This window comes from Fibrella rubiginis (assembly GCF_017353185.1).
GTDB lineage: Bacteria > Bacteroidota > Bacteroidia > Cytophagales > Spirosomataceae > Fibrella > Fibrella rubiginis.
On the sequence record NZ_JAFMYV010000005.1, the window covers coordinates 188621 to 210807 of the forward strand.

The 22187-nt window shown below is 54.7% G+C and carries 21 protein-coding genes; 13 read left to right on the forward strand and 8 right to left on the reverse strand.

Features of this window, described 5'->3' with window-relative positions; genetic code table 11:
• Positions 1 to 32: 32 nt before the first annotated feature.
• The 3 genes from J2I47_RS11875 to J2I47_RS11885 form a co-directional block, all read right to left on the reverse strand.
• Positions 33 to 3725 carry an SdrD B-like domain-containing protein gene (locus tag J2I47_RS11875; RefSeq protein ID WP_207364796.1) on the reverse strand — a complete coding sequence of 1231 codons (3693 nt, stop codon included), beginning with the start codon at positions 3723 to 3725 and terminating at the stop codon, positions 33 to 35.
• Between the two features lie 516 nt (positions 3726 to 4241).
• Positions 4242 to 5012, reverse strand: coding sequence for an SDR family oxidoreductase (locus tag J2I47_RS11880; RefSeq protein ID WP_207364797.1), 771 nt, complete (start codon positions 5010 to 5012; stop codon positions 4242 to 4244).
• Entirely contained in the window at positions 5009 to 5410 is a 402-nt protein-coding gene (locus J2I47_RS11885) for a hypothetical protein (RefSeq protein WP_207364798.1), read from the reverse strand. The genes J2I47_RS11880 and J2I47_RS11885 overlap by 4 nt, the downstream gene beginning before the upstream one ends.
• 139 nt (positions 5411 to 5549) lie before the next feature.
• Between J2I47_RS11885 and J2I47_RS11890 the strand changes: the two genes are divergently transcribed.
• The 5 genes from J2I47_RS11890 to J2I47_RS11910 all read left to right on the forward strand — a co-directional run bounded on the left by J2I47_RS11890 (position 5550) and on the right by J2I47_RS11910 (position 12273).
• Positions 5550 to 5954 (forward strand): hypothetical protein, encoded by a 405-nt coding sequence (locus tag J2I47_RS11890; RefSeq protein ID WP_207364799.1) that lies wholly within the window; start codon positions 5550 to 5552, stop codon positions 5952 to 5954.
• 244 nt (positions 5955 to 6198) lie between these two features.
• Positions 6199 to 8328, forward strand: a complete 2130-nt coding sequence (locus J2I47_RS11895) for an outer membrane protein assembly factor BamB family protein (protein WP_207364800.1) — start codon at positions 6199 to 6201, stop codon at positions 8326 to 8328.
• A 103-nt stretch (positions 8329 to 8431) separates the two neighbouring features.
• Positions 8432 to 9586 carry a serine hydrolase domain-containing protein gene (locus tag J2I47_RS11900; RefSeq protein ID WP_207364801.1) on the forward strand — a complete coding sequence of 385 codons (1155 nt, stop codon included), beginning with the start codon at positions 8432 to 8434 and terminating at the stop codon, positions 9584 to 9586.
• Between the two features lie 118 nt (positions 9587 to 9704).
• A complete protein-coding gene (locus J2I47_RS11905) occupies positions 9705 to 10919 on the forward strand; it encodes an acyltransferase family protein (protein ID WP_207364802.1) in 1215 nt (404 codons plus the stop codon).
• Positions 10920 to 10965: 46 nt separating this feature from the next.
• The gene (locus tag J2I47_RS11910; RefSeq protein WP_207364803.1) at positions 10966 to 12273 is read left to right on the forward strand and encodes a hypothetical protein; all 1308 of its coding nucleotides are present in this window, start codon (positions 10966 to 10968) and stop codon (positions 12271 to 12273) included.
• An 82-nt stretch (positions 12274 to 12355) separates the two neighbouring features.
• Here J2I47_RS11910 and J2I47_RS11915 read toward each other — a convergent pair whose 3' ends face one another.
• A complete protein-coding gene (locus tag J2I47_RS11915) occupies positions 12356 to 12997 on the reverse strand; it encodes a M15 family metallopeptidase (protein ID WP_207364804.1) in 642 nt (213 codons plus the stop codon).
• A 168-nt stretch (positions 12998 to 13165) separates the two neighbouring features.
• Between J2I47_RS11915 and J2I47_RS11920 the strand changes: the two genes are divergently transcribed.
• The 6 genes from J2I47_RS11920 (at position 13166) to J2I47_RS11945 (ending at position 18265) form a co-directional block, all read left to right on the forward strand.
• On the forward strand, positions 13166 to 14401 hold the full coding sequence (locus J2I47_RS11920; RefSeq protein ID WP_207364805.1) for a spore maturation protein: 1236 nt from the start codon (positions 13166 to 13168) through the stop codon (positions 14399 to 14401).
• A gap of 338 nt (positions 14402 to 14739) precedes the next feature.
• Complete coding sequence (locus tag J2I47_RS11925) at positions 14740 to 15102, forward strand: hypothetical protein (protein ID WP_207364806.1); 363 nt, start codon at positions 14740 to 14742, stop codon at positions 15100 to 15102.
• A 5-nt stretch (positions 15103 to 15107) separates the two neighbouring features.
• On the forward strand, positions 15108 to 15506 hold the full coding sequence (locus tag J2I47_RS11930; protein WP_207364807.1) for a hypothetical protein: 399 nt from the start codon (positions 15108 to 15110) through the stop codon (positions 15504 to 15506).
• Between the two features lie 56 nt (positions 15507 to 15562).
• Positions 15563 to 16204 (forward strand): DsbA family protein, encoded by a 642-nt coding sequence (locus J2I47_RS11935; protein ID WP_229374540.1) that lies wholly within the window; start codon positions 15563 to 15565, stop codon positions 16202 to 16204.
• 73 nt (positions 16205 to 16277) lie between these two features.
• On the forward strand, positions 16278 to 17147 hold the full coding sequence (locus J2I47_RS11940; protein WP_207364808.1) for an SDR family oxidoreductase: 870 nt from the start codon (positions 16278 to 16280) through the stop codon (positions 17145 to 17147).
• A gap of 92 nt (positions 17148 to 17239) precedes the next feature.
• Complete coding sequence (locus tag J2I47_RS11945) at positions 17240 to 18265, forward strand: phytanoyl-CoA dioxygenase family protein (RefSeq protein WP_207364809.1); 1026 nt, start codon at positions 17240 to 17242, stop codon at positions 18263 to 18265.
• A gap of 83 nt (positions 18266 to 18348) precedes the next feature.
• Here J2I47_RS11945 and J2I47_RS11950 read toward each other — a convergent pair whose 3' ends face one another.
• Positions 18349 to 18843 carry a VOC family protein gene (locus J2I47_RS11950; RefSeq protein ID WP_207364810.1) on the reverse strand — a complete coding sequence of 165 codons (495 nt, stop codon included), beginning with the start codon at positions 18841 to 18843 and terminating at the stop codon, positions 18349 to 18351.
• 109 nt (positions 18844 to 18952) lie between these two features.
• Here J2I47_RS11950 and J2I47_RS11955 point away from each other — a divergent pair, with 109 nt between their 5' ends.
• Together J2I47_RS11955 and J2I47_RS11960 are read left to right on the forward strand one after the other, a co-directional pair.
• Positions 18953 to 19864 (forward strand): DnaJ C-terminal domain-containing protein, encoded by a 912-nt coding sequence (locus J2I47_RS11955; protein WP_207364811.1) that lies wholly within the window; start codon positions 18953 to 18955, stop codon positions 19862 to 19864.
• Between the two features lie 12 nt (positions 19865 to 19876).
• Positions 19877 to 20167: a chaperone modulator CbpM gene (locus J2I47_RS11960; protein ID WP_207364812.1), complete on the forward strand. Its 291-nt coding sequence runs from the start codon at positions 19877 to 19879 to the stop codon at positions 20165 to 20167.
• A 36-nt stretch (positions 20168 to 20203) separates the two neighbouring features.
• Here the strand turns inward: J2I47_RS11960 and J2I47_RS26995 are convergent, their stop codons facing one another.
• The 3 genes from J2I47_RS26995 to accC form a co-directional block, all read right to left on the reverse strand.
• Positions 20204 to 20431, reverse strand: a complete 228-nt coding sequence (locus J2I47_RS26995; RefSeq protein WP_207364813.1) for a type II toxin-antitoxin system HicA family toxin — start codon at positions 20429 to 20431, stop codon at positions 20204 to 20206.
• Positions 20428 to 20613, reverse strand: coding sequence for a type II toxin-antitoxin system HicB family antitoxin (locus J2I47_RS27000; RefSeq protein WP_207364948.1), 186 nt, complete (start codon positions 20611 to 20613; stop codon positions 20428 to 20430). The genes J2I47_RS26995 and J2I47_RS27000 overlap by 4 nt, the downstream gene beginning before the upstream one ends.
• 65 nt (positions 20614 to 20678) lie before the next feature.
• Positions 20679 to 22178: an acetyl-CoA carboxylase biotin carboxylase subunit gene (accC, locus tag J2I47_RS11975; protein ID WP_229374541.1), complete on the reverse strand. Its 1500-nt coding sequence runs from the start codon at positions 22176 to 22178 to the stop codon at positions 20679 to 20681.
• Positions 22179 to 22187: the final 9 nt, after the last annotated feature.

A 22187-nucleotide genomic window follows, 5' to 3' on the forward strand; every position in this document is an offset into this window, starting at 1 on the left:
AACTTTTCCATGATCATTATTCGGAAGGGTGGTTACTGCTTAAGCCCCGTCATCGGGATGCAAAGCTGTGGTGGACAAACGGAGCAGGACTGAACGGCGGTGGTCGTAAACGTCGTTTTGCAGGTCGGCGTGTCGAGGTCGCGCACTGTCACCAGGTAGGTGCTGCTGCCGTTGGCCATAAACGTAGTGGCCGTGCCTACCGTAGCGGCGGTGCTGTAGGCAGTACCACCCGCGTTGAGCACCGTGCCGCCTGTACCGTCGAGGTTCGCTCCGATAACCACTTCATATTTGCCCGATGCACCACCATTGACAGCGGTGGCCTGCACGGTAACGGTGAAATAATCGTCGGCAGCACTGGTTGCAGTGCCGTTGTCGTTACAGGCCGATTGCACCGGAATGGCCGGATTCAGGCTAATTGAACAGCCTAAGCAGGCGGTGGCCGACAGCGACACCGTGGCCGTGGTAAAGCAGCCGGGGCCACTCGTAACCGTTACCGTGAATGTTTTTAGGCCCGTTGTAAAACCAGAAGCCGTAGCGGTAGCCGTGTTGGCCCCTGTCAGAGTGGCCCCTGCCGGAGCAATCCAGGCGTAGGTGTATGAACCGGTAAGCGTGACCGTGGCCGTAAGCAGGGCTGTAGCCGTAGTACACACCACGTTGCTGCTGGCAGCCGCCACCACTACCGGTGGAATACACACGCAGCTTTTCGGGTCAACCACAACAACCTGATCCACGTAGCAATCAGTGCTGCCGTTATAAATGCGGACCGTATAAGTGGCACCGGCATTGGAAACGCCAGTGGTCAGGCTTTTGGGAAATGTGGTGCCAATCGCCGTGGCCGTTGAATAGGCAAACCCCGTCGTAACGGTCCCCGACACAATGGCGTACTTATCACCGTTGACCACCGACGTAGACAAGACAATACTTCCATTGTTTTGGGGTGTTGTGCCGTTACAAGTGGCCGAGGTGGCTACCAGGCTAATGCTGGTTGGTTGAATACAACTAAAACCTGCATCGAGACGGTGATTATCCACCGTGAAGGCACTGGTCGATACGGGGATGGTCAGCTTATTCAGAAACAAACCCGCTAAGGCCTGTTCCGCGTCCGAGTCATTCTGGTCAATGTAAGTAGCCGGACCTTCGCCCGTGTTGGGAACGGTCAGCACATAAGTGCGTCCGGCAATGAGCAGATGGTCGGGTAGACCGGCAACCTGCTGTCCGTCGCCAATCACGATAATATATTGCTGGTTAGGCTGTACGCCCTTGGCAGCGGTGAAATAATACTCACCGTTGGCATCTGTCGTGGTGGTTGACAGCGGTGTGGTAGCGTTGCCTGCGGCGTAAAGTTTTACGCTGACTCCCGAAATGCCCTTCTCGGTTGGGTCCTGAACGCCGTCATTGTCGAGGTCATACCATACCCGGTTACCAATCTCAAGATAGGTCGGCGTGTCGCAGTTCAGTTCTACGTCCCCCAGGCCCGCTGCTTTACCTAATGTTCCGTTGGCAGGAGCCGGAGCACCACCACCCGACGTGTAGACCGAAAAGGCGGCGTCGCGCAGGCCGGTGTTGTTGTTCAGCAATCGGAAACCAGACGACCAGGCTACGTCATTGACGGGGTCAATGGACGTGGCCACGGTTTGGCCCGACCCAGGCCGTAGCGCCAGGGCACCCAGGGCGGCTTCGGCGTGGTAAGTAGTACCGCCAAAGGACCAGTTGTCGTTGAAGTATTCGCCAAAACCTGGCCCCTGGTTATTGCCGGCACCACTGCCCGTAAATGGACCTGCCTTGCCGTTATTTTCCAGGATGAATACCCCATTTTTGGCATAGGCCTTCAGCACGTCACCACCACTGAAGCCGAGGTAAAACTGGTTGTCGGTAGGCACCGGTGAATAGTTGTTGACACCCGTCTGAAAGCCCGTCCGGTCCCCAAACCCAAGCAGCATCGACCCATCAATATCAAATTCGATATCCGAGAACATGGGCTGCGGAAACACTACGTCGGTGCTTCCCTGGCTCAGGATACTCCAGTCGTCGGTCCAGGGGTACCAACCCGTCAGGCTGGGGTAATTGGCATACGGAAACCCTTTGGGGTAGGTCAGCGGAAAATCAAACACCGACGTAAATGAAGTGCCATCATATTCGTAGACCACGGCCTTCAGGTTTTTGCGGGCTGCGCTAAGAGAAGCCGAATTGGTGGCGTCCAGGCCGGGGGCCAGTGTAGTGCCAGAAGCGTCGCAGACGCCGCCGACATAAAGTTTGCCCCTATAATATTTCAACGCCCAGGGCCGCCACTCGCCCAGTATACAACCGGGGTTGGGGATAGTCGTAAACGTGGCTGTTACGTTAGCCGTACTACTAGTGGCATTATAGGTGGAGATGTCGACGCTGATGAGTTTTTTCTCCAGCAAATTGACCGCGTACAGCGTGTTGCCATCATCCGAAATTTCCAGGTCACCCAACCCCTGCTTGCCCACGTTAGTGAATACAACAGCGTCGCGCGTGGCTCCCGTAGCCCCGGAGATGCCTTTGGCGGCAGGTAACAAACGGCTGCCTGCCCCGGTATTAGCCAATTGAGCGGCAGTCATGGTGGTCAGTGACGCACTGACAGGTGCAGCCGCCAGGTTCAAAAAGCTGCCCGTCAGGTTAGTAAACGAGGTGGCAGCGGTTGTCGCTGAGCCAACATCGGTAATATAAACCCCGCCAATATTGAGCGGCCCCAACCCAACGTGCCGCCGCAACACCGCCGACGAAAAAAGCTTTTTGGTGTTTCGGTTAAATGCCAATCCCCAGGTAGCTCCAATCTGCTTACCCAGCGCGTAGGGTATTTCTGCCGTACCAAACACGTTGGGGCTACCTGTCAGGTTGGTGGCCACCAATACCGGGTCTTGCCCGGCATCGCCGCCGCCGGTAGGGTTGCCATTTACATAGCAGGGTGTAAACACTTTGGGAGCCAGGTTACAGAAGTCGTAAAACGAGTTAACGCCCAGGTTAACCGTGCAACTGGCCGCCGTAATAAACTGGGTTGTTGTGCGGCTGCTGGTACCATTAGGCGTAGCCGCTTGTTGATACTCAGCCGGAATATTGGCAAACTCAACCCGTACGGGGTAAGTCAGGGGTTGAGTGAAGGCATAATAACCATACTCGTCGGTAAGGGTGGTGGCGGTCAAGCCATTGGCTGCTGTTATTCGTACCTCTACGTTAGCCACGCCGTTGGTCTCGCCACTGGTGATGCCACTCACGGTGACAGTGTTACGCACACCATCAGCATTATAGTCGTTGAAAACAACACCACCCAGGCCGCTTGTTGAACAGGGCGTTCGGGGGCAGGCGGGCGGGGCCGTGGTGCTGGCAGAAACGGGTGTGCCGGTAGCAATGAAGGCACCGAGCAAATTAAACCGGCCAAAGGTGGCTGATACGGTTTTGACTGTTCCATCAGCGGGCACTTCAAACGCAATCTCCTGGGGCGACACAATTGTTTGCGTTGAGCTATAGCCCGCTATATTGTACGTACCCGACCCCGTCAGAAAATCGCGTGTTTGTGTGCCAAGGCTAACCCGTACATAAGGGTTAGAAGCCGGAACCGTAGCCCAGTTGATGAGCACCCTGATTGTGGCTTTAGAGCTTGTGCCGGCGGCATCTGGGTAACAGTCGCTGGTGTTGAGATTGGTGATGGTTATCTGTGCGTTAGCAGACAACACACCGCATAGCAACACAATGAGCGAGGTCACGAATTGCCTTAAACGAGCGACCTGAAAAACTCCTGGTTCTGGTTTGGCAGTAAACGGGGTGAGTTGGCAAGGTAAGGATACGTATTTCATAAACTATTGGCGAGAACATGCACAGGACTGCTGTGCTAAAAATGTGCCATTGTTAGTTTTAATACGTAAGTTGAAATACTTAAAAAGTTTGTCGAATAAGGATATAATCTTTAAGTAAGTACTTAAAAACAGGTATGGATGTGTTACAGATTTGTACTATTCGTTGAAAAAAAATACCCTCAGCCTACGTGGAGAGGGTAACGCATAGTATTATACGTAGGTGGTAGATGCTGTGATCTAATCAATCAGAGGCTCATGACACAGGCTAACTTGTTGATCTACCGCAGAGTGTAATATGAAAAAATATTAGTTATCACATAAGTTGCACACTTTTTGCAAGTCATCACCACCGGTTTAATTATGTATGGTCTGGCCTGATTTATAAGGCATCGGCCCTAGGTACGAGGTTAGAGATGAGCAGATTACTTAATAACCCCAGGCCATCAGGCCACCATCAATGGAAAGCACCTGTCCGGTAATGTAGCTGGCAGCGGGCATACTCAGAAACGATACAGCCGAGGCCACCTCTTCGGGCTCACCTATGCGACCCATGGGCGTCCGGCCCACAATACCAGCCAGCTTGTCGGGGTTGTCCAGCACGGGGGCGGCCAGCGGGGTGCGGATATACCAGGGCGCCACAGCATTGACCCGGATACCATCGGTGGCCCATTCCACGGCTAGGTTGCGGGTGAGTTGATTCAGGGCTGCTTTGGTCATACCATACAATGACCCACTGCTGGTGTGTGTGAGCCCCGACACCGACGAGACAAACACGATGCTGCTCTGGCCCGTAGCTTTCAGCATAGGGTAAATCGCCTGCGTGAGTTCGTACGCCGACCGCAGGTTCGTGTTCAGCACGTAGTCGTAGTCAGCGGCAGTATAGTCGGCGGTGGGTTTGCGGATGTTCGAGCCAACGTTGTTCACCAGAATCGTAACGCTGCCCCATACGTCGCGCACGGCATTGGCCAGGGTTTGGGCCGCCTGCGGATGGCTGAGGTCAATGGCCAGGCCCTCTACCACATGCCCCTGCTGTCGGTAGTCGGTCAGTTGCTGTTGCAGCAGGTCGTTATCGCGCGCGACCATGAAAACGGCAGCGCCGAGCTGCAGAAACTGCTTCGTGATAGCCTCGCCGATGCCTTTAGTGGCCCCGGTGACCAGGGCGCGCTGACCCTGAAGGGTGAAACGTGTTGGTGTCATTTGCGTAGGTTGAATGCGTCGAGTAATCCTTTTCCAAATACCAGCGTAGCTAAACCCGGCAGCAGAATAGCTCCCGCCCGGAAGCCCGCCCCGGTGAGTTTATAAATGCCGGAGTTGAACTGCATGACGCTGCTCCAGAGCCAGTAGCCTGCCCATGCCAGCAGGAGCGTTAACAGTAACGTGCCCACCGCTCGCCCGGCCCTTTGTCCGGCCCAGGCCAGCAAAACGGCCAGCCCCACCACGGCCGCTACGGTACCCAGCGCACGGGGAAAGGTTTTGAGGTAGTTGTATTCGTAAAAGAAAACGCCCGCCCGGCCAATCAGGTTCGGGTGGGCCATGAGCCAGCCGTCGAGCACAACCAGTACGAGCAACAGAACGTAAAAGAAAGGATTTTTCATGGCCACAAAGCTTCACGCAGCAGGTCAGAAAAGCAACCCGTGCCCTCTGTTTTCCGTACTCGACTAAAGAAGCTGTTCTATCGTTTAGCAAGCGTAGCCTATCAAGTAGATTCCTCTGATTACTTAAAACCAACTACCCATGAAAACGCTCCTGTCTCTGTTCCTGCTGGCTATCGTGTGGCAAGGCTGCACCAAAAATAATGTACCCCCGGTAACGCCCGACCCCAAAGTGCCGGGCAGCTGGAAAATCACCTCCCTGATCGACAACAACGGCCGCGACCGCACGTCGCGCTACAGTGCCTACAATTTTGATTTTCTGGACAGTGGTGAATTGCAGGTGAAGCAAGGAACCACGGTGGTCAAAAAAGGCACCTGGAGCACCGGCTCAAGCTATTGGACCACCACCATCGTAATCAAAATCAGTGGCGTACTGCCCGAAGAAGACCTGGGCGACCTAAACGAAGACTGGCGGATCATTACTAAGTCAGATACGAGAGTAGACGTACAGAATGGCGGCGGCAAAAAGCTAACCTTCGCCAAGTAGAGTGTTAAGCAGGATTTTTTTGGACAGGATTTGGGGATTTATGCAGGATTGACAGGATTTTCTTGTTTGCTCGTTGTCGCTTGGCTCCAGCCGAGTGACAACGAGCAAACAAGAAAATCCTGTCAATCCTGCATAAATCCCCAAATCCTGTCCCAAAAACCCTGCTCACGCCCCCATTCTGTACCAGCCTTAACGGGTATTAACTTCGCGTTGCGGTGTTTTAACCAAACAAACCCCACGCGCTATGATAACCCGACTTCTTCCCGCCGTTGCCCTTTTGGCCGGTCTGGCATTTACCATGTTGCCAAACCCACCGGGCAAGAAAAAAGCCGCCGCCAGTGCCAACTGGGCCAGTTACCTAGGTGGTCCCGACCGGGCGCACTATTCACCGCTGACGCAGATTACCCCGCAGAATGTAGCTGGTTTGAAAGTGGCCTGGTCCTACGGTGCCCCCGATGCTGGACAGATGCAGTGCAACCCCATTATCGTCGACGGGGTGGTGTATGGGGTTACGGCCACCGTGCAGGCGTTTGCCCTCGATGCCGCCACGGGTAAAGAACTATGGACCTTCGGCGACCCGCTACGGGCCTGGCACAGCACAAGCCGGGGCGTGGCCTACTGGCAAAACGACGCCGCCACCGACCGCCGCATTATCTACACCATTGGCGGCTACCTCTACGGCCTCGATGCCAAAACAGGTAAGGTGATTCCGTCTTTTGGCGAAAACGGTCGTGTAGACCTGCACACCGGCCTCGGCGAAGCCAACCGCGAGAAATTCATTATCTCCAATACGCCCGGTACGATCTACAAAAACCTGATTATCATGCCCGTGCGGGTAGCTGAAGAGTCGGGCGCGGCACCGGGTCACGTGCGGGCATTTGATGTGCAGACGGGCAAGCTGGTCTGGACGTTTCGCACCATTCCGAACCCTGGCGAGGCGGGCTACGAAACATGGCCTAAAGACGCTTACAAAAACCCCGACATTGGTGGGGCCAACTGCTGGGCGGGCATGGCCGTAGACCCCAAAACGGGCCTGCTGTTTGTGCCCACCGGCTCGGCCACGTACGATTTCTACGGGGCCAACCGCAAGGGTGCCAACCTCTACGCCAACTGCCTGCTGGCCCTCGACGCGGCCACTGGCAAGCGCGTCTGGCATTTCCAGTTTATGCACCACGACATCTGGGACCGCGACCTGCCCGCCCCGCCTACGCTGCTGACCATTCGGCGCAACGGCAAACCCGTCGACGTGGTAGCGCAGACAACCAAAACGGGGTATGTCTATGTGTTTGAACGGGCCACGGGTACCCCCATTTTCCCCATTCGCGAAACGCCCGTACCCGCCTCGACTATGCCCGGCGAACAGGCCTGGGCCACCCAACCGTTGCCCACGCTCCCCGCACCCTTTGTTCGCCAGACGCTGACCGCCAGTCAGTTAAACAAAAACTCGACCGATCTGGATTCGCTGACGACGATCTTCAACCGGATTGATAAACGACCATTCGCGCCCATCAACCAAACCACCGGTACGCTGCTGTTTCCCGGCTGCGACGGTGGTGCCGAATGGGGTGGCTCGGCCGCCGACCCCGACGGTACGCTCTATGTGAACGCCAACGAAATGGCCTGGATTTTTCAGTTGAAAGAAACGCCCAAACAGGATGCTCTGGCTCACCTCAGCCCCGGCGAACGGGTGTATACGGTGAACTGCCAGACCTGCCACGGTCCCGAACGCAAGGGTAATCCCAAAAGCGGCTACCCGTCGCTGGTAGACATCGGCCAACGCCGCGACCGGGCCTACGTGTCGCAGATTGTGAGCGGGGGCAAGGGTATGATGCCCGGCTTCACTCAAATTGCTGCCGACGACAAACAGGCTCTGCTGAGCTTTCTTTTTGGCGATGAAAAACGGGAAGTGAGCACCGCCCCAACCAAAGCCGCTGCCCGCCAGCCGTACCAGCCGTATAAGGTAACGGGCTACAACCGGTTTGTCGATAGCAAGGGACTCCCTGCCATTGCGCCACCCTGGGGTACGCTCACGGCCATCGACCTGAACACCGGCCAACACCGCTGGCAAGTGCCCCTGGGCGATGTGAAGGCCATTTCCGACAAAAACGGCGGCACGCCCACCGGTACCGAAAACTACGGCGGTCCAGTTGTAACAGCCTCCGGTTTATTGTTTATTGCCGCCACCAAAGATGAGCAGTTCCGCGTGTTCGACACCAAAACGGGTAAACTGCTCTGGCAAACAACGCTCCCCGCCGCCGGTCACGCCACGCCGAGTGTGTATGAAGCGGGTGGCAAGCAATACGTGATCATTGCCTGCGGCGGTGGTAAGCTGGGCACCAAAAAGGGGAATCAATTCGTGGCGTTTTCGCTGTAAATGGCTGATGGAACGCGGATTATTATGATTTTTATGATTCATTTTTAGACGTAATTAGTCTGAACCATAAAAATCATAATAATCCGCGTTCCATAACCACCTCATGAAACTCCTCCGTAACGCCCTGCTGATCATTGTTTTGCTGGCCCTGACAGGCTACGCCGCTACCTATACCAATCGGTTTTCGCACTTGCGGAACTTCGTGAGTTGGGGGCCACACACCATCTACGACTTCCGCACGCACCCCACGCGGCTGGTAGAAAACGGCAACGCGCCCCAGCCGTGGCCCCTCGATTCGGCGTATAACAAGCAGGAGCCACCAAAGGCTCTGCTCGACAGTATCGAGAAGCAAAAGACCATCGCATTTCTGGTGTTTCAGGATGGCAAACTGCGCTATGAGCGCTACTGGAATCACGGCAAAGATTCGCTGAGTGGCTCGTTTTCAGCTGCCAAAAGCATCATTTCGCTGCTAATCGGCGCGGCCATCGACGAAGGAAAGATCAACAGCGTGGATCAGCCCGTGGGCGATTTTCTGGACCATTTTAAAGAAGGTGACCTCAGAAAAGTGCGCCTCCGTGACCTGCTCACTATGAGCAGCGGCCTGAGCTGGAAAGAGTCGGACAAAGGGTATTTCAGCCTCAACGCGGCAGGCTATTACGGTGATGATGAGGCCGCTATGGTCGACCGGCTGGCCGTGAAAGAGTCCCCCGGCAAGGATTGGGAATACCGGTCGGGCGATACGCAGGTGCTGGGGTTGGTGGTAGAGAAGGTTTTCGGCAAGAACATTTCCGAGCTGGTGTCGGAGCGGTTTGCCAAACCCATGCACTTCGAGCATGACGCTGTTTGGCTGCTCGATGGAGCGGGCAGGCACGAAAAAGCTTTCTGCTGCTTCAACGCCATTGCCCGCGACTATGCCCGGTTTGGGCAATTGGTGCTGAACAAAGGCACCTGGAATGGCCAACGGCTCGTCTCAGAGGCCTACATCAACCAGGCTATCACCCCCGCCAGCTACCTCCACGACCCCACCGACGGCGGAAAGCCCGTTGACTTTTACGGCTTCCAGTACTGGATCGTGAACCACCCCAACGGCATGAAGGTGCCACAGATGAACGGGCTGTTTGGGCAGTATGTCTATATCATTCCCGAAAAGAACGCGGTCATTGTCCGGCTGGGTAATTCAACGGTAGTGAAGCCGGTGCATCATTATCAGCCCGAAAACTTCGCCTTCATCGACGCCGGGCTGGCCCTGCTGAAGTAATTTTGGGGAAATTGAGTTTAACGTTCGATGTCTAAGGTTTAAGGTTGCTTCGCGCTGGCGTGGCTTCGCGAAGCAACCTTAAACCTTAGACATTGAACCTTGGACTAACCTTCCCTCTATGGCTGCTATTTACTTTAAAGGATTTAATGGCGTACGGTTTATTGCGGCCTCGGCGGTAATCATTCACCACATCGAAGAGTTTAAATCTGTCTTTCTCTTCAACCGCGACGACCTTTGGGCACGTCCCTTTGTGTATCAGCTAGGGCGGTTAGGCGTGTCGTTGTTTTTTGTGCTCAGCGGCTTTCTCATCACCTACCTGCTGCTGGCCGAAAAGCAGAAGACGGGCAAGATCGCCATCCGTAAATTCTACGTCCGGCGAATCCTGCGCATCTGGCCGCTGTACTTTCTGGTGGTCGGGTCGGGGCTGCTCATTTTCCCGCACGTCCCCATCCTGCACACCCCCAACGAACTCGGCGATGTCTACGCCAACTTTGCCGGGAAACTGCTGTTCTACGGTCTCGTGCTGCCCAACGTGGCCCTGGCGCTCTATGACAACACGCCGCTGGTGTCGCACACCTGGTCTATTGGCGTGGAGGAACAATTTTACCTCATGTGGCCATGGCTGGTGATGAACCGTAACCCCAAGCGCCTGTTAACCATTGCGTTGAGTGTCATCGCTGTGCTGGCAAGCTGGTTTATCTACGAACGGTTTATTTCCCGGCCCGTGTACCTGGACCGTAGTCAGGTAAGTCCGTTTTTCTCGTTTATCGCGTTCTTTCTGGCCCAGTTTCGCATCGGGTGCATGGCTATTGGTGGCCTGGGGGCGTATTTGCTGTTCTCGAAAAACGCCATTGTACCCATCCTCTTTCGCCGTAATGTGCAATGGGGAGTCTACGCAGTGTTGTTGGCCTGCATTGCGTTTAGCTTCCGGCCCACGGGCATCAACTACGAATTCTATGCCTGCTTTTTCTGCTTTATGCTGCTCAACCTGGCGGGGAATCCCGATTCGCTCGTCAAACTCGACAACCCCGTTACGCGGTTTATGGGCGACATTTCGTATGGTCTTTATATGTACCATCCGGTAGCCATTGCGCTGGTTATGAACGTGTTGATAAAGCTATGGTCATCGCCACCACAAACCGGCGGCGTGGCCGACCCGCTGTTTGTGGTACTGCTCTACGTGTTCAGCTTTGGCATAACCACGCTGCTGGCCTGGTTGTCGTACACGTACTTCGAGAAGCCGTTCCTGCGCTTCAAAGACCGGTTTGCCGTGGTTGCTTCCAGCCGACGCCCCACCGATCAACCGTCCGATAAGGCATCGGCGCTGTCGTAATCCATACCTTTGCCGTCGGGTATTACCACCGTCTCCCATTCATTACATGCTCATCCTTCTGGTTAAAGCCGTTGCGTCGCTGGTGCTGACGGTTGGTATTCTGCTCCTGCTGAGTCGTCAAAAGCAGGTAGAGCGTTATCTAGAGTCGTCGAAGCTGCCCTGGAATGGGGTCTTTTTCGTTCTTCTTCGCCTGGCTCCGTTTCTGCTAACGTATGTGGTGATGGGTTTCGAGCCGCAGTCAGACGTACAGTATTTCTACAAAATTGTGCAGTCGGCCCTTCGGCTGGAGATTCCTTATTTGCGGGCGTTGAACCCCTACAGCCCATTTTATGGCTATATGCTGGCCCTGCCGGTAGCTATTTACAAGAACAGCCGGATGATCGTGCTGTCGCTGCTGCTGTTTGAGATGGGGTGCGTCTGGCTCACGCAACGGTTTTTCCTGCCCAACCTGTCGCGGGGCGAACGGTGGTTTCGGTGCCTGATCTATTATATGTTGCCCGTGTCCTTTGTCTTTTCCGTCTTCAGCGGGCAGGAAGACGTGCTGTTATGGGGAGCGGTAATCGGGGCCTACTGGATTTGGCAGCGTACCCAAAATGCGTTTCTGGGTGGTATCCTGATGGGCGCGGGCCTGCTGTTGACCAAAGCCATTTTCGTGCTGCTGCTGATCCCGATCTTCTTTCTCACCCGTCGGAAACTATCGTTTGTGGCAGGTGCTGCGCTTATTGGCTTACCGGTATTTGTCTGGCTTTACCTCACCACCGGCACCCGCTTCCTCGACCAGCCCCTGCACGAAGGCGACTACCTGAAAGCGCCCAACTGGCGGTCGCTGCTGAACCCGTTTTTCTATCAGTACCTCGGCGTCAACGGCAAAGTGGGTAAATGGCCTACGCTGGCTATCCTGCTGGCTGTCATTGGGTTAGTCACAGTCTGGGTGCGGCAGCGCGACAAACTGATGGGCTATTTGCCTGCCCTGTACACGGCTATTTTTGCAACCATGACGGTGGTGCAGCAGAGCGCCATCAGCGTGTATGCCTATGCGTTTATGCTGCCGTTGCTGTTTTGCCTGACCAACTTCCGCAACCGCACCCAAATGGGTCTGTTGCTGGCTTTCAACGTCCTGGCCGCCAACCACCCGTCTATCTGGTGGCGGATGCATCAGCCGTATTACAACAGCGTCAGGGCCTTCAGTAACCCCGCTTTTCTGGCCGAATACTGCCTCGAATGGCTCGTAGTGGCCGGTTTTGCCTGGATTGCCTACCGGGCCATGAGGCAGGTAAGGCAAGGACCGGTGGCGTTTACCCCACCCCCAGCCCCTACCCCTCAAATAGAGGGGAGGGGAGCCGCTTCGGCTTAGCTTCGCCTCCTTTTATGTGAGTGAAGCTGCTCTAGAGCGGCTCCCCTCCCCTCTATTTGAGGGGTAGGGGCTGGGGGTGGGGTCACTCCACTACCTTAAACCGTTGTTTGGCTTCCCGGCGCGACAAGGCATTGAAGTGCCACCATTCGTAGGCAATGGGTGTGAAGCCGCCCGCCTGCATGGCCTGCCGTAAAAGCTGCCGGTTGGCCAGTTGCTCTTTGGTTAGCTGACCCGCTTTTAGCATCTGCGCTTCTGCCTTGGGGTAAGCTTTCGGACCAAAAAAGTCATAGGGGGTACCCATATCGAGCGCCTTGCCATTGGCCGTAGCAAGGGTAAGGTCAACAGCGCAACCGTAGCTATGAATGGACCCCTCGCGCGGGTCGGCCACATAGGTACGACGGTGACGTTCAGTGTATTGGGGCAGCGCATTCCATAATTTCACCTGCGCCGATCTGGGCCGGGCGGCGTCGTACACCAGCAGCCGCAGATCGGGCCTCCGGGTCTGTAGCCACCGGCTGGCTTTGGCTAGTTTGTTGGCTGCCATCGGTTGCAGATACGCCTTCGTCAGGTTGCCATATACATCCTGCTTCACAAAATTATCGGTCGTCGAATACTTTAGCTCCACCAGAATGCCGGGATCAATTTTCTGCACGTCAACCAATTGTGCTTGGGCGAAGGAGTGGATGAGTGAAAAAGCGAAAAACAGTAAGGCGAGCCGTGTCATAGACGATAAATGGCGTGAAGGCATTCGGTTTTGTAAACTTACATTGATGCCTGTGTATGTTGATTTAGATTTGCGGGTTGGCTTCGCGCTGAAGTGGCCAGCGCGAAGCCAACCCGCAAACAAACATTCACTCAATCGCTCATTCACTAATTCACTCATTAAACAAAAATGGCCCTTAACTACATCTGGGTAGGTTTTTTCGTCATTGCGTTTCTGGTGGCCCTGGCCAAGCTCATTTTTCTGGGCGACACTGAAATCTTCAAACTCCTCGTCGAGGGCCTGTTCGATTCCAGCAAATCGGCGGTGATGGACATTGCCCTGCCGTTGGCGGGGGTGATGACGTTTTTTCTGGGCCTGCTCAACATTGCCGAAAAAATTGGCGCCATCAACGCCATCGCCCGGGTGATCGGGCCATTTTTCAATAAGCTTTTTCCCGAAGTGCCCAAAGATCACCCCGCCAACGGGCAGATGATCATGAACTTCTCGGCCAATATGCTGGGCCTCGACAATGCCGCTACCCCCTTTGGGCTGAAGGCCATGCAGAGCTTGCAGGAGCTGAACCCCGATAAAGAAACGGCCTCCAACGCCCAGATCATGTTTCTGGTGCTGCATACGTCGGGGCTAACCATCATTCCGCTTGGTATCATGGCGCAACGGGCTATTCTGGGTGCCGCCGACCCGTCGGATATCTTTATTCCCTGCCTCATTGGCACCTACATAGCCACCGTGGCCAGCATCCTGATTGTAGGCATCAAACAGCGACTTAATCTGTTCAATACCACCGTGTTGGGTGGCATCGTGGGCGTGAGTGCCGTGCTGGGCTTGGGCCTGTGGGCACTGGCCGGTTTGCCAAAGGAAAAGCTTGAAGTAGTCTCGAAAATTGTTGGTAACGTGCTGCTGCTGAGCATCGTTGTTACGTTCCTGATCGGGGCCATTCGCCAGAAAATCGACGTGTTTGGCACGTTTATCGAAGGAGCCAAAGCGGGGTTCGAGACCTCGGTACGCATTATTCCGTATTTGGTGGGCATGCTGGTGGCTATTGGGGCGTTCCGCAATTCGGGAGCTATGACCTACGTAGTCGACGGCATGAAATACGTCATCGGACTCACCGGCATCGACACGGCCTTTACGGATGCCCTGCCCGTAGCCCTGATGCGGCCCCTCAGTGGCAGTGCCTCCCGCGCCCTGATGATCGACGCCATGAAGCAGTTTGGCCCCGACTCGTTTGTGGGGCGGCTGAGCTGTATTTTCCAGGGTGCCGCCGAAACCACCTTCTACATTGTGGCGCTGTATTTCGGCTCGGTAGGCATCAAAAAAACCCGTTACGCCATCGTCGCAGGCCTCACCGCCGACCTGATCGGTGTCATTGCCGGCATCGCGCTGGGGTACTTTTTCTTTCGGTAGAAGGTAAAGGTTTTTTATGTGGCTACGTGTGCTAGTGTATAGCTGCCGCGCTGAAGGTTGCTGCCGCCTGGCCCTTCGACTAGGCGTCCCCGACAGGCTCAGGGTGACAACGACCTTGAATCAAGCCAGGATATTTTCTTATTTGCCTGTCACCCTGAGCCTGTCGGGGACGCCTAGTCGAAGGGCCAGGCGGCAGCAACCTTCAGCGCGGCAACTATACACTAGCACACGTAGCCACTTTTGATAAACATATATCTTTCCAACCTTGACTTCCTGATTCGGGTCATGGGAGCATGAAAAACGGCTATTTCTTTTTGCTTCTCGCCTTCAGTTGCCTCATGGGGTGCCAAAAGGCCGACACAGTCACACCCGCTCCCGATGGGTTGTACAAACGCTGGAAGGCGCAAAATGCAGAGCAGTACATTACGTTTCTGCGTGAAGGCATTGTGCTTTACGGCAAAGACGGCACGGAAGACTATTGCTGCCTTAGAACCAGGTTCTTTCAGACAAACGGTAACAGACTGATTTTTCAGAATGTACCAGCGAAAACACTGCCAGCTACCGTACAACAGGCTTATTGTGTGAATGTGTCATGTGCGTATTATGTTCCCGCCGACTGGCAAATCCTTTCTCTCACAGCGGATAAACTCGTGATGACGAACGATTATTACAAGGCTGGCACTTACGTCGCGGCACCTTAAACGTCATGAAAACTAGCTATTTCGTTCTCTTCATCGTCCTTGGATGCAGCATTGGCTGTCGCAAAATTGACGAGCCAGCCCCCAACGCATTGTATAAGCGCTGGAAAGACGAGAAAGCCGATGTGTATATCACCTTTCTGCGCGAGGGCGTTGTGTTGTATGGCAAAGACAGCACGTATACCAACTGCTGTCCACAGCTTCGATTTTTTCGGACGGGCGTTAACCGCTTGATTTTTAAAGGAGTAGCAGAAAGGCCTATTCCCGTTCAATTAAAGTATGGCGGCTGTCCGATTCGGTGTGGGACTCCTGCTTATACGGATTGGGAAATCGTTTCTATCACCTCCAACCGGATGGTATTGGACGCCGAATACCGGGGCAGACAAACCTACATTGCTGCGCCGTAGCTACTTTCAGAACCGGGGCGGGGGTTGGGCGGTTAGGGTATAAACGCATTACGCTAATGGTTCAACCCCGAATAATATACGTCTATGATGCCCTCTGCGGCTGGTGCTACGGATTCAGCCCTGTCATCCGCCGGCTGCACGATACCTACCAGGACCAATTCACCTTCGACGTGATGAGTGGCGGTATGATGACCGGCCCGCGTATTCAGCCCATTTCTGAGTCGATGGGCTACATCAAGTCGGCACTTCGGATTGTGGAGGAAAACACGGGTGTTCTGTTCGGCGAAGCCTACGTCGACAACATCCTGAACCCCGGCACGTATCTTTCCGACTCCAACAAGCCCGGTCAGGCTATGACCTTATTCAGGGTACTACAAACAGGCCGCGACATCGAATTTGCGGCCACCTTACAAAACGCCCTCTACCGCGACGGTATAGACCTCAACGTCGACGCCAACTATGGTCCGCTGGTGGAAACCTACGACGTTGATCCCGACGAGTTTGTGGCCCACCTCAACGACGAGGCCATCATCGACCAAACGCAGCAGGAATTTGCCCTGGTAGCCCAAATGGGCATCAATGGCTTCCCGTCGGTCATTGTCGAAAAAGGAGAGGAGTTGTTTTTAGTGGCCCGCGGCTACCTGCCCTACGATGATCTGATGGCCAACATCAGCCGTGCAACAGGGATGGAATTATAAGTTGGTAAAGGTTTGAGCAGTAATTAATTTGGGTTGCCTTCGCGCTTGCTGCCACTTACTCTCTCACCGACTTATGACTTCTATAGCATTCATTGGTGCAACCGGCCTCATTGGCAAGCCTGTAGCCAACGAATTAATCACGGCAGGGTTTTCCGTGCGCATTGTTGCCCGCGACGTGGCTGCTGCAAAACGGCTTTTCCCGGCAGCAGACGTAGTTTTTGGTGATTTGCAAAAGCCCGAATCGTTGCACAATGCCTTGGTGGGCTGTGCAGTTGTGTACCTGAATTTGTCTGTCAAACAGACCGAAAAACCAGTCCATTTCCATACCGAAACAGACGGCTCGCGGCATTTGCTGGTGGCAGCAAAGGGCGCTGGGGTAACGCGGGTGGCCTATTTATCGTCTGTCGTGATGCGGTATCAGGGCATGAACGGGTTTGATTGGTGGGTGTTTCGAATCAAGCACGAGGCAGTAGCATTGATTAAAGCATCGGGTTTGGACTACAGCATTTTCTACCCGTCAAATTTCATGGAGACTATGCTGGCTACGCAGGCGGTGGGACCATTGGTGCTGGTATTGGGGCATTCGGTAGAGCGACCGTGGTTCGTATCTGCGTGTGACTATGGGCGGCAGGTGGCGCGGGCATTGCAGATCGCTCAGCCAGGCGGGAGGCAGGAATACGTCATTCAGGGTCCCGAAGCTGTAGACCAACTGTCGGCAGCGCGGCGGCTGGTGGCCCACCTGCCCGGTGCCAAGCGAAGGGTCATTAGCATACCTATGACGTTTCTGGCCTTGGGGAGGCACTTTTCGCAGCAGGCCGACTACGGCTACCACATCGGCGAGGCGCTGAACCAGTATCCCGAACGGTTTGAAGCTGACCACACCTGGGCTGATCTGGGTAAACCAGAAAGTACGATTGAGCTTTTCGCCAGCTGCAATCAATGAGCCTACGGGCTGCATTGGGTCGTTGCGATTGGCTACTTTTGCGTAACGATACCATCGCAGGGTAACCTGCTGCACAACAACTTCCGACACACATGAGCATCATTGATCGGTTAAAGGGCACCGTGAAGCAGGCCCTGCAACCCAAGCCGAAGCCTATTACCGAATTCGAGCCAAAAACCCTGCCCTGGATTGATAGGCCCGACGCCAACATTCCGGCGTTCAGTCAGCAGTTCGAAGCGGGTAAGAGCCTGCCTTACGATCTAGCCGAAAAGCTCGATTTCTGGCAGAAAAACGGCTATGTCATCCTCGAAAAAGCTATTCCGACCGAGTGGATCGACATGCTGTGGGGTGAGGTTCAGACACTGATCGACCACCACGAAGACTATAATCTTCAGGTGCGCATCGACCTGCCCGAATACAAGAAAACGCCGGTCATGGCCGTAAAAGATGTACCCCAAAACGTACTCAACGGGCCGTATATCAAGTACATGGATTTTCACAACGCCTCGGTAGTAGGTAAGAAAATCATGTTGCACAAAAACATTGTCACCTTCCTGGAGGCTGTTTTCAATGACCGCGTGGTGGCTATGCAGAGCCTGTTGTTCAAATACGGCAGTCAGCAGCCCACTCACCAGGATTTTGCGTACGTAGTGTCCGAAATTCCGAGTCACCTGGCCGCGGCCTGGATTGCCATGGAAGACGTTATGCCCGATTCGGGTGCGTTGTCCTACTATCCGGGGTCACACAAGGTGCAGAAGTTCGATTTTGGTAACGGCATCTTCTTTAACGGCGAATCGACCCACAATCCCGATGACTTCGCCAACTACCTCGACCGGGTATGTCAGCAACTGGGTCTGGAGCGCAAGACACTGCTGATCAAAAAAGGTGACCTGCTGATCTGGCATGCGGCTCTTGCCCACGGCGGTGAACCCATTGGTAATCCTGAACAGACCCGCAAATCATTCGTCTGCCATTATTCGTCAGAGAAAGCATACCGTCATCACCGTTCTCGCTCAAATGAAGAGCCGGTCCGCGTGACGATGAACAACGCCGACGTGTTCAAAAATCCGCTCCTGCCAGAGGAAGAGGATATTTTTAAAGGCGGAGAGGCGTTGTAAGAAAGTCTAAAGTCCAGGGTCTAATGTTGGCTGACGCGCAGGTAATCTTGCGTCAGCCAGCATTAGACCCTGGACTTTAGACTTTAAACCTCTTTTTGCAACGCCAAAAGCCCCTCCAAATTCAACTGCCGCGTGTACATCTCGATGCTGCCGTCGGGGTGGTGGGGCCATTGCTCACGGGGGCGATCCCAGTAGAGTTCTACGCCGTTTTGGTCGGGGTCGTTCAGGTAAATAGCTTCCGATACGCCGTGGTCCGATGCCCCCGTAATGGGGTAATCGGCGTCGAGCAGGCGTTGTAGAGCCACGGCCAGATCGCGGCGGGTGGGGTAGAGGATAGCCGTGTGAAACAGGCCCGCTGCCCGTGTAGGTGCCGGCGGTGCCCCTTTGCTGTACCATGTATTCAGCCCAATGTGGTGGTGGTAGCCCCCTGCCGAAATAAACGCCGCCTGATCGCCGTACATCGTGATCAGCTCAAAACCCAGCAGATCGCAGTAAAAAGCCATTGCCCGCTTCAGGTCGGCCACTTTCAGGTGTACATGCCCAATGCGCGTCTGGGCCGGAATGGTGTATGGTTCCATGGTAGGGCTGTAACCTTAGCCGGGTGATTTTCGTTTTGGAGCTAAGCGCAAAGAGGGTAGAGCAACCATCGCTCTTTGCGTTTGGCTCTACGTTCTCAGCTCCAAAGACATGGACTTCATCGATTATTACAGCATTCTCGGCGTACCCAAAACGGCTTCCGACGACGATATCAAAAAAGCGTATCGGAAACTGGCCCGGAAACTACACCCCGATCTGAACCCCAACGATGCCGAGGCCAGCAAGAAATTTCAGCAACTCAACGAGGCTAACGAAGTACTGAGCGACCCCGAAAAGCGCAAAAAGTACGACCAATACGGCAAAGACTGGCAACATGCCGATCTGTTTGAGGCACAGCAGCAGCAACGCCGTTCGTATGCACAGCAGGGTAGGGGAGGCGACTTTGGCGGGGGCGATTACAGTTTTTCCGACGATTTCGACGGCAGTAACTTCTCTGACTTTTTCGCATCCATGTTCGGGCAGGGGAGCCGGGCAGGGGGCGGCCGACAGGCCGCGTTCCGGGGGAACGATTACCAGGCTGAACTGCATCTGGGGCTTCGGGAGGCTTATTCTACGCACAAACAGTCGCTGAACGTCAACGGCAAAACCATCGGCATCACGGTGCAGGCGGGTGTAGAAGATGGCCAGAAAATTAAGCTGTCGGGCTATGGCGGGCCGGGTACCAACGGTGGCCCCAACGGCGATCTCTACATCACGTTCCTGATCGACCCCGACCCGCGCTACAAACGGAAAGGCAACGACTTGTATGTGACCGAAGAGATAGACCTGTATACGGCCGTGCTGGGTGGCGACAAGGTAATCGAGACGCTGTCGGGGTCTGTGAAAGTACCCATCAAGCCCGAAACGCAGCCCGGTACGTCGGTACGGCTCAAAGGCAAAGGCTTCCCCGTTTACCGGAAAGACGGCCAATTTGGCGATCTCTACGTGCAGTGGCAGGTAAAGCTGCCCACCAACCTCACCGATGCCCAAAAAGACCTTTTCCGACAACTCGCTTCGGCCTAATCGCTCATCCGTATGTCAACCAACTCACCCATCCTGGTCCGCGATTTCTGCATGTATCACCGTATCGACATCACCTTCGTCGACGCGCTGGAACGGCAGGGCCTGATTGATTTCGTTATTATTGAACAGACTCCCTATGTGCAGCCTGATCAGCTTACCCGCCTCGAACGCTTCGTGCGCCTGCATCAGGACCTCGCCATCGCCCCCGATGACCTCGACGTAGTGGCTAATCTCCTCGACCAGATCGAATCGCTCCAAAGCCAGCTTACCCGTCTTCAAACCCGGCTACGTTTCTACGAATGAAAAGGGCACTTTATGAATTATGGCTGGTTATAAAGTTTATAGCCAGCCATAAGTGGTGTTTTTAGTATGGTTTTGGCAAGTTATAGATCTGTGACTCGCCTTAAGTAGACCTAGTTTCAGTAGCTGATTACCATGAACTGGAACAGACAAACGCTCAGGGCGGCCCGCCATGGTAAAAATGTGATGGCTTCCGTTAATGCGTTTCAATACCCAACCGTACTGTTCCAAAATGCGACATAACTCTTTTCCAGAAACCTGTTTCATATAGCCATCTCTACTATTCTGGCATTTTTATCAGTGGTCGGTTCATCCACGTCAACTGAAAGGCATCCTTCCACTGCTTCATGTACGTTTTCGAGTAGTTCCTCCATAGTATCTCCCTGCGTCATGCAGCCTGGAATAGCGGGTACCTCCGCCCAATAGCCACCTTCCTCGGCGTCGTGAATGACTACTTTTAGCTTCGTATAGGTTTTGTTTTAAGCGTCTACCAAAGTTAATTAATCCCTCATCCTTATCCCAGACGCTTAGTACGCCATTGGCTTTTGGGGCGGGCGGGGCCTACTGTCTGAGTTTGGCTTGGCTTCGCCGCTTGTTTATCAAGCAGATACGCAGCAAAAACGGCGGCTAGTTCGGTTTCTTCCGCGTCGGGTTTGGTATCCAACACATCAGCGGTAAAGTACTTGCTTACAAAACCGGTGTCGAACTGGCCGGAGCGGAAGGCGTCGTGGTTCATCACAAACCGGCAGAAGCCGAGCGTGGTCTGTACCCCCGAAATCTGGTACTCGTCGATGGCCCGGATCATTTTCTGAATCGCCGCCGCCCGGTCGTCGCCGTAGGTGATGAGCTTGGCAATCATGGGGTCGTAGTAGATCGGGATAGCCATGCCCTGCTCAAACCCATCGTCTACCCGCACACCATTGCCCTGCGGACGCACGTAGGTGTCCAGCGTACCCACGTCGGGCAGGAAATTGTTAGCGGGATCTTCGGCATACACGCGAATCTCCACGGCATGGCCCTTTATCTGTAAGTCCTCTTGCTTAATTGTCAACGGTTTACCTTCGGCAATGTAGATCATCTGCTCAACCAGGTCCACACCCGTAATGAGCTCTGTGACAGGGTGTTCCACCTGCAACCGGGTATTCATTTCGAGGAAATAGAAGTTCAGGTTCGCATCGACGATAAACTCCACGGTACCGGCTCCATAGTAATTACAGGCCCGTGCCACGCCCACCGCCGCCTGCCCCATCGCCTCCCGAATTTCCGGCGTGAGAATGGCCGACGGGGCCTCTTCCACCACTTTTTGGTGGCGCCGCTGCACTGAGCATTCGCGCTCGAAGAGGTGAATGATGTTGCCGTGCTGGTCGCCAAGCACCTGAATCTCTACGTGCCGGGGCGAGGTGACGTACTTTTCAATGAAAACCGATCCATCGCCAAACGACGAAATAGCCTCGCTTACGGCGCGGTCCATCTGCTCATCAAAATCGGCATCGCTTTCCACGACCCGCATGCCCTTCCCGCCACCACCTGCGCTGGCTTTGATCAGAATCGGGTAGCCAATTTTGGCCGAGATCAGTTTGGCTTCGGCCCGATCTGTGATGGCGCTGGGTGTGCCGGGCACCATCGGAATATCGTAGTCAGCCACGGCGGCTTTGGCGGCTAACTTGCTGCCCATCACCTCAATACTCTCTGGCGAAGGTCCGATGAAGAGTAGCCCCGCCTCCCGCACCTGCCGCGCGAAATTGGCATTTTCCGACAAGAACCCGTAGCCCGGATGGATCGCGTCGACACCCAGCCTGCGGCATACCTCAATAATGGCATCCCCCCGCAGATACGATTCGGATGACGGGGCAGGACCCACGCAAACTGCCTCGTCGGCATAGCGCACGTGGAGGGCGTTGCGGTCGGCTTCGGAGAAAATAGCGACCGTTTTGATACCCATCTCGCGGGCGGTACGCATCACACGCAGGGCTATTTCGCCCCGGTTGGCCACGAGGATTTTGTTGATTGTCATAATGCGTTT

Excerpts from the sequence above, each read along its gene's own strand:
- J2I47_RS11880 (WP_207364797.1), bottom strand. The coding sequence starts at position 5,012 with ATGACACCAACACGTTTCACCCTTCAGGGTCAGCGCGCCCTGGTCACC.
- J2I47_RS11885 (WP_207364798.1), bottom strand. The coding sequence starts at position 5,410 with ATGAAAAATCCTTTCTTTTACGTTCTGTTGCTCGTACTGGTTGTGCTC.
- J2I47_RS11890 (WP_207364799.1), top strand. The coding sequence starts at position 5,550 with ATGAAAACGCTCCTGTCTCTGTTCCTGCTGGCTATCGTGTGGCAAGGC.
- J2I47_RS11895 (WP_207364800.1), top strand. The coding sequence starts at position 6,199 with ATGATAACCCGACTTCTTCCCGCCGTTGCCCTTTTGGCCGGTCTGGCA.
- J2I47_RS11900 (WP_207364801.1), top strand. The coding sequence starts at position 8,432 with ATGAAACTCCTCCGTAACGCCCTGCTGATCATTGTTTTGCTGGCCCTG.
- J2I47_RS11905 (WP_207364802.1), top strand. The coding sequence starts at position 9,705 with ATGGCTGCTATTTACTTTAAAGGATTTAATGGCGTACGGTTTATTGCG.
- J2I47_RS11910 (WP_207364803.1), top strand. The coding sequence starts at position 10,966 with ATGCTCATCCTTCTGGTTAAAGCCGTTGCGTCGCTGGTGCTGACGGTT.
- J2I47_RS11915 (WP_207364804.1), bottom strand. The coding sequence starts at position 12,997 with ATGACACGGCTCGCCTTACTGTTTTTCGCTTTTTCACTCATCCACTCC.
- J2I47_RS11920 (WP_207364805.1), top strand. The coding sequence starts at position 13,166 with ATGGCCCTTAACTACATCTGGGTAGGTTTTTTCGTCATTGCGTTTCTG.
- J2I47_RS11925 (WP_207364806.1), top strand. The coding sequence starts at position 14,740 with ATGGGGTGCCAAAAGGCCGACACAGTCACACCCGCTCCCGATGGGTTG.
- J2I47_RS11930 (WP_207364807.1), top strand. The coding sequence starts at position 15,108 with ATGAAAACTAGCTATTTCGTTCTCTTCATCGTCCTTGGATGCAGCATT.
- J2I47_RS11935 (WP_229374540.1), top strand. The coding sequence starts at position 15,563 with ATGGTTCAACCCCGAATAATATACGTCTATGATGCCCTCTGCGGCTGG.
- J2I47_RS11940 (WP_207364808.1), top strand. The coding sequence starts at position 16,278 with ATGACTTCTATAGCATTCATTGGTGCAACCGGCCTCATTGGCAAGCCT.
- J2I47_RS11945 (WP_207364809.1), top strand. The coding sequence starts at position 17,240 with ATGAGCATCATTGATCGGTTAAAGGGCACCGTGAAGCAGGCCCTGCAA.
- J2I47_RS11950 (WP_207364810.1), bottom strand. The coding sequence starts at position 18,843 with ATGGAACCATACACCATTCCGGCCCAGACGCGCATTGGGCATGTACAC.
- J2I47_RS11955 (WP_207364811.1), top strand. The coding sequence starts at position 18,953 with ATGGACTTCATCGATTATTACAGCATTCTCGGCGTACCCAAAACGGCT.
- J2I47_RS11960 (WP_207364812.1), top strand. The coding sequence starts at position 19,877 with ATGTCAACCAACTCACCCATCCTGGTCCGCGATTTCTGCATGTATCAC.
- J2I47_RS26995 (WP_207364813.1), bottom strand. The coding sequence starts at position 20,431 with ATGAAACAGGTTTCTGGAAAAGAGTTATGTCGCATTTTGGAACAGTAC.
- accC (WP_229374541.1), bottom strand. The coding sequence starts at position 22,178 with ATGACAATCAACAAAATCCTCGTGGCCAACCGGGGCGAAATAGCCCTG.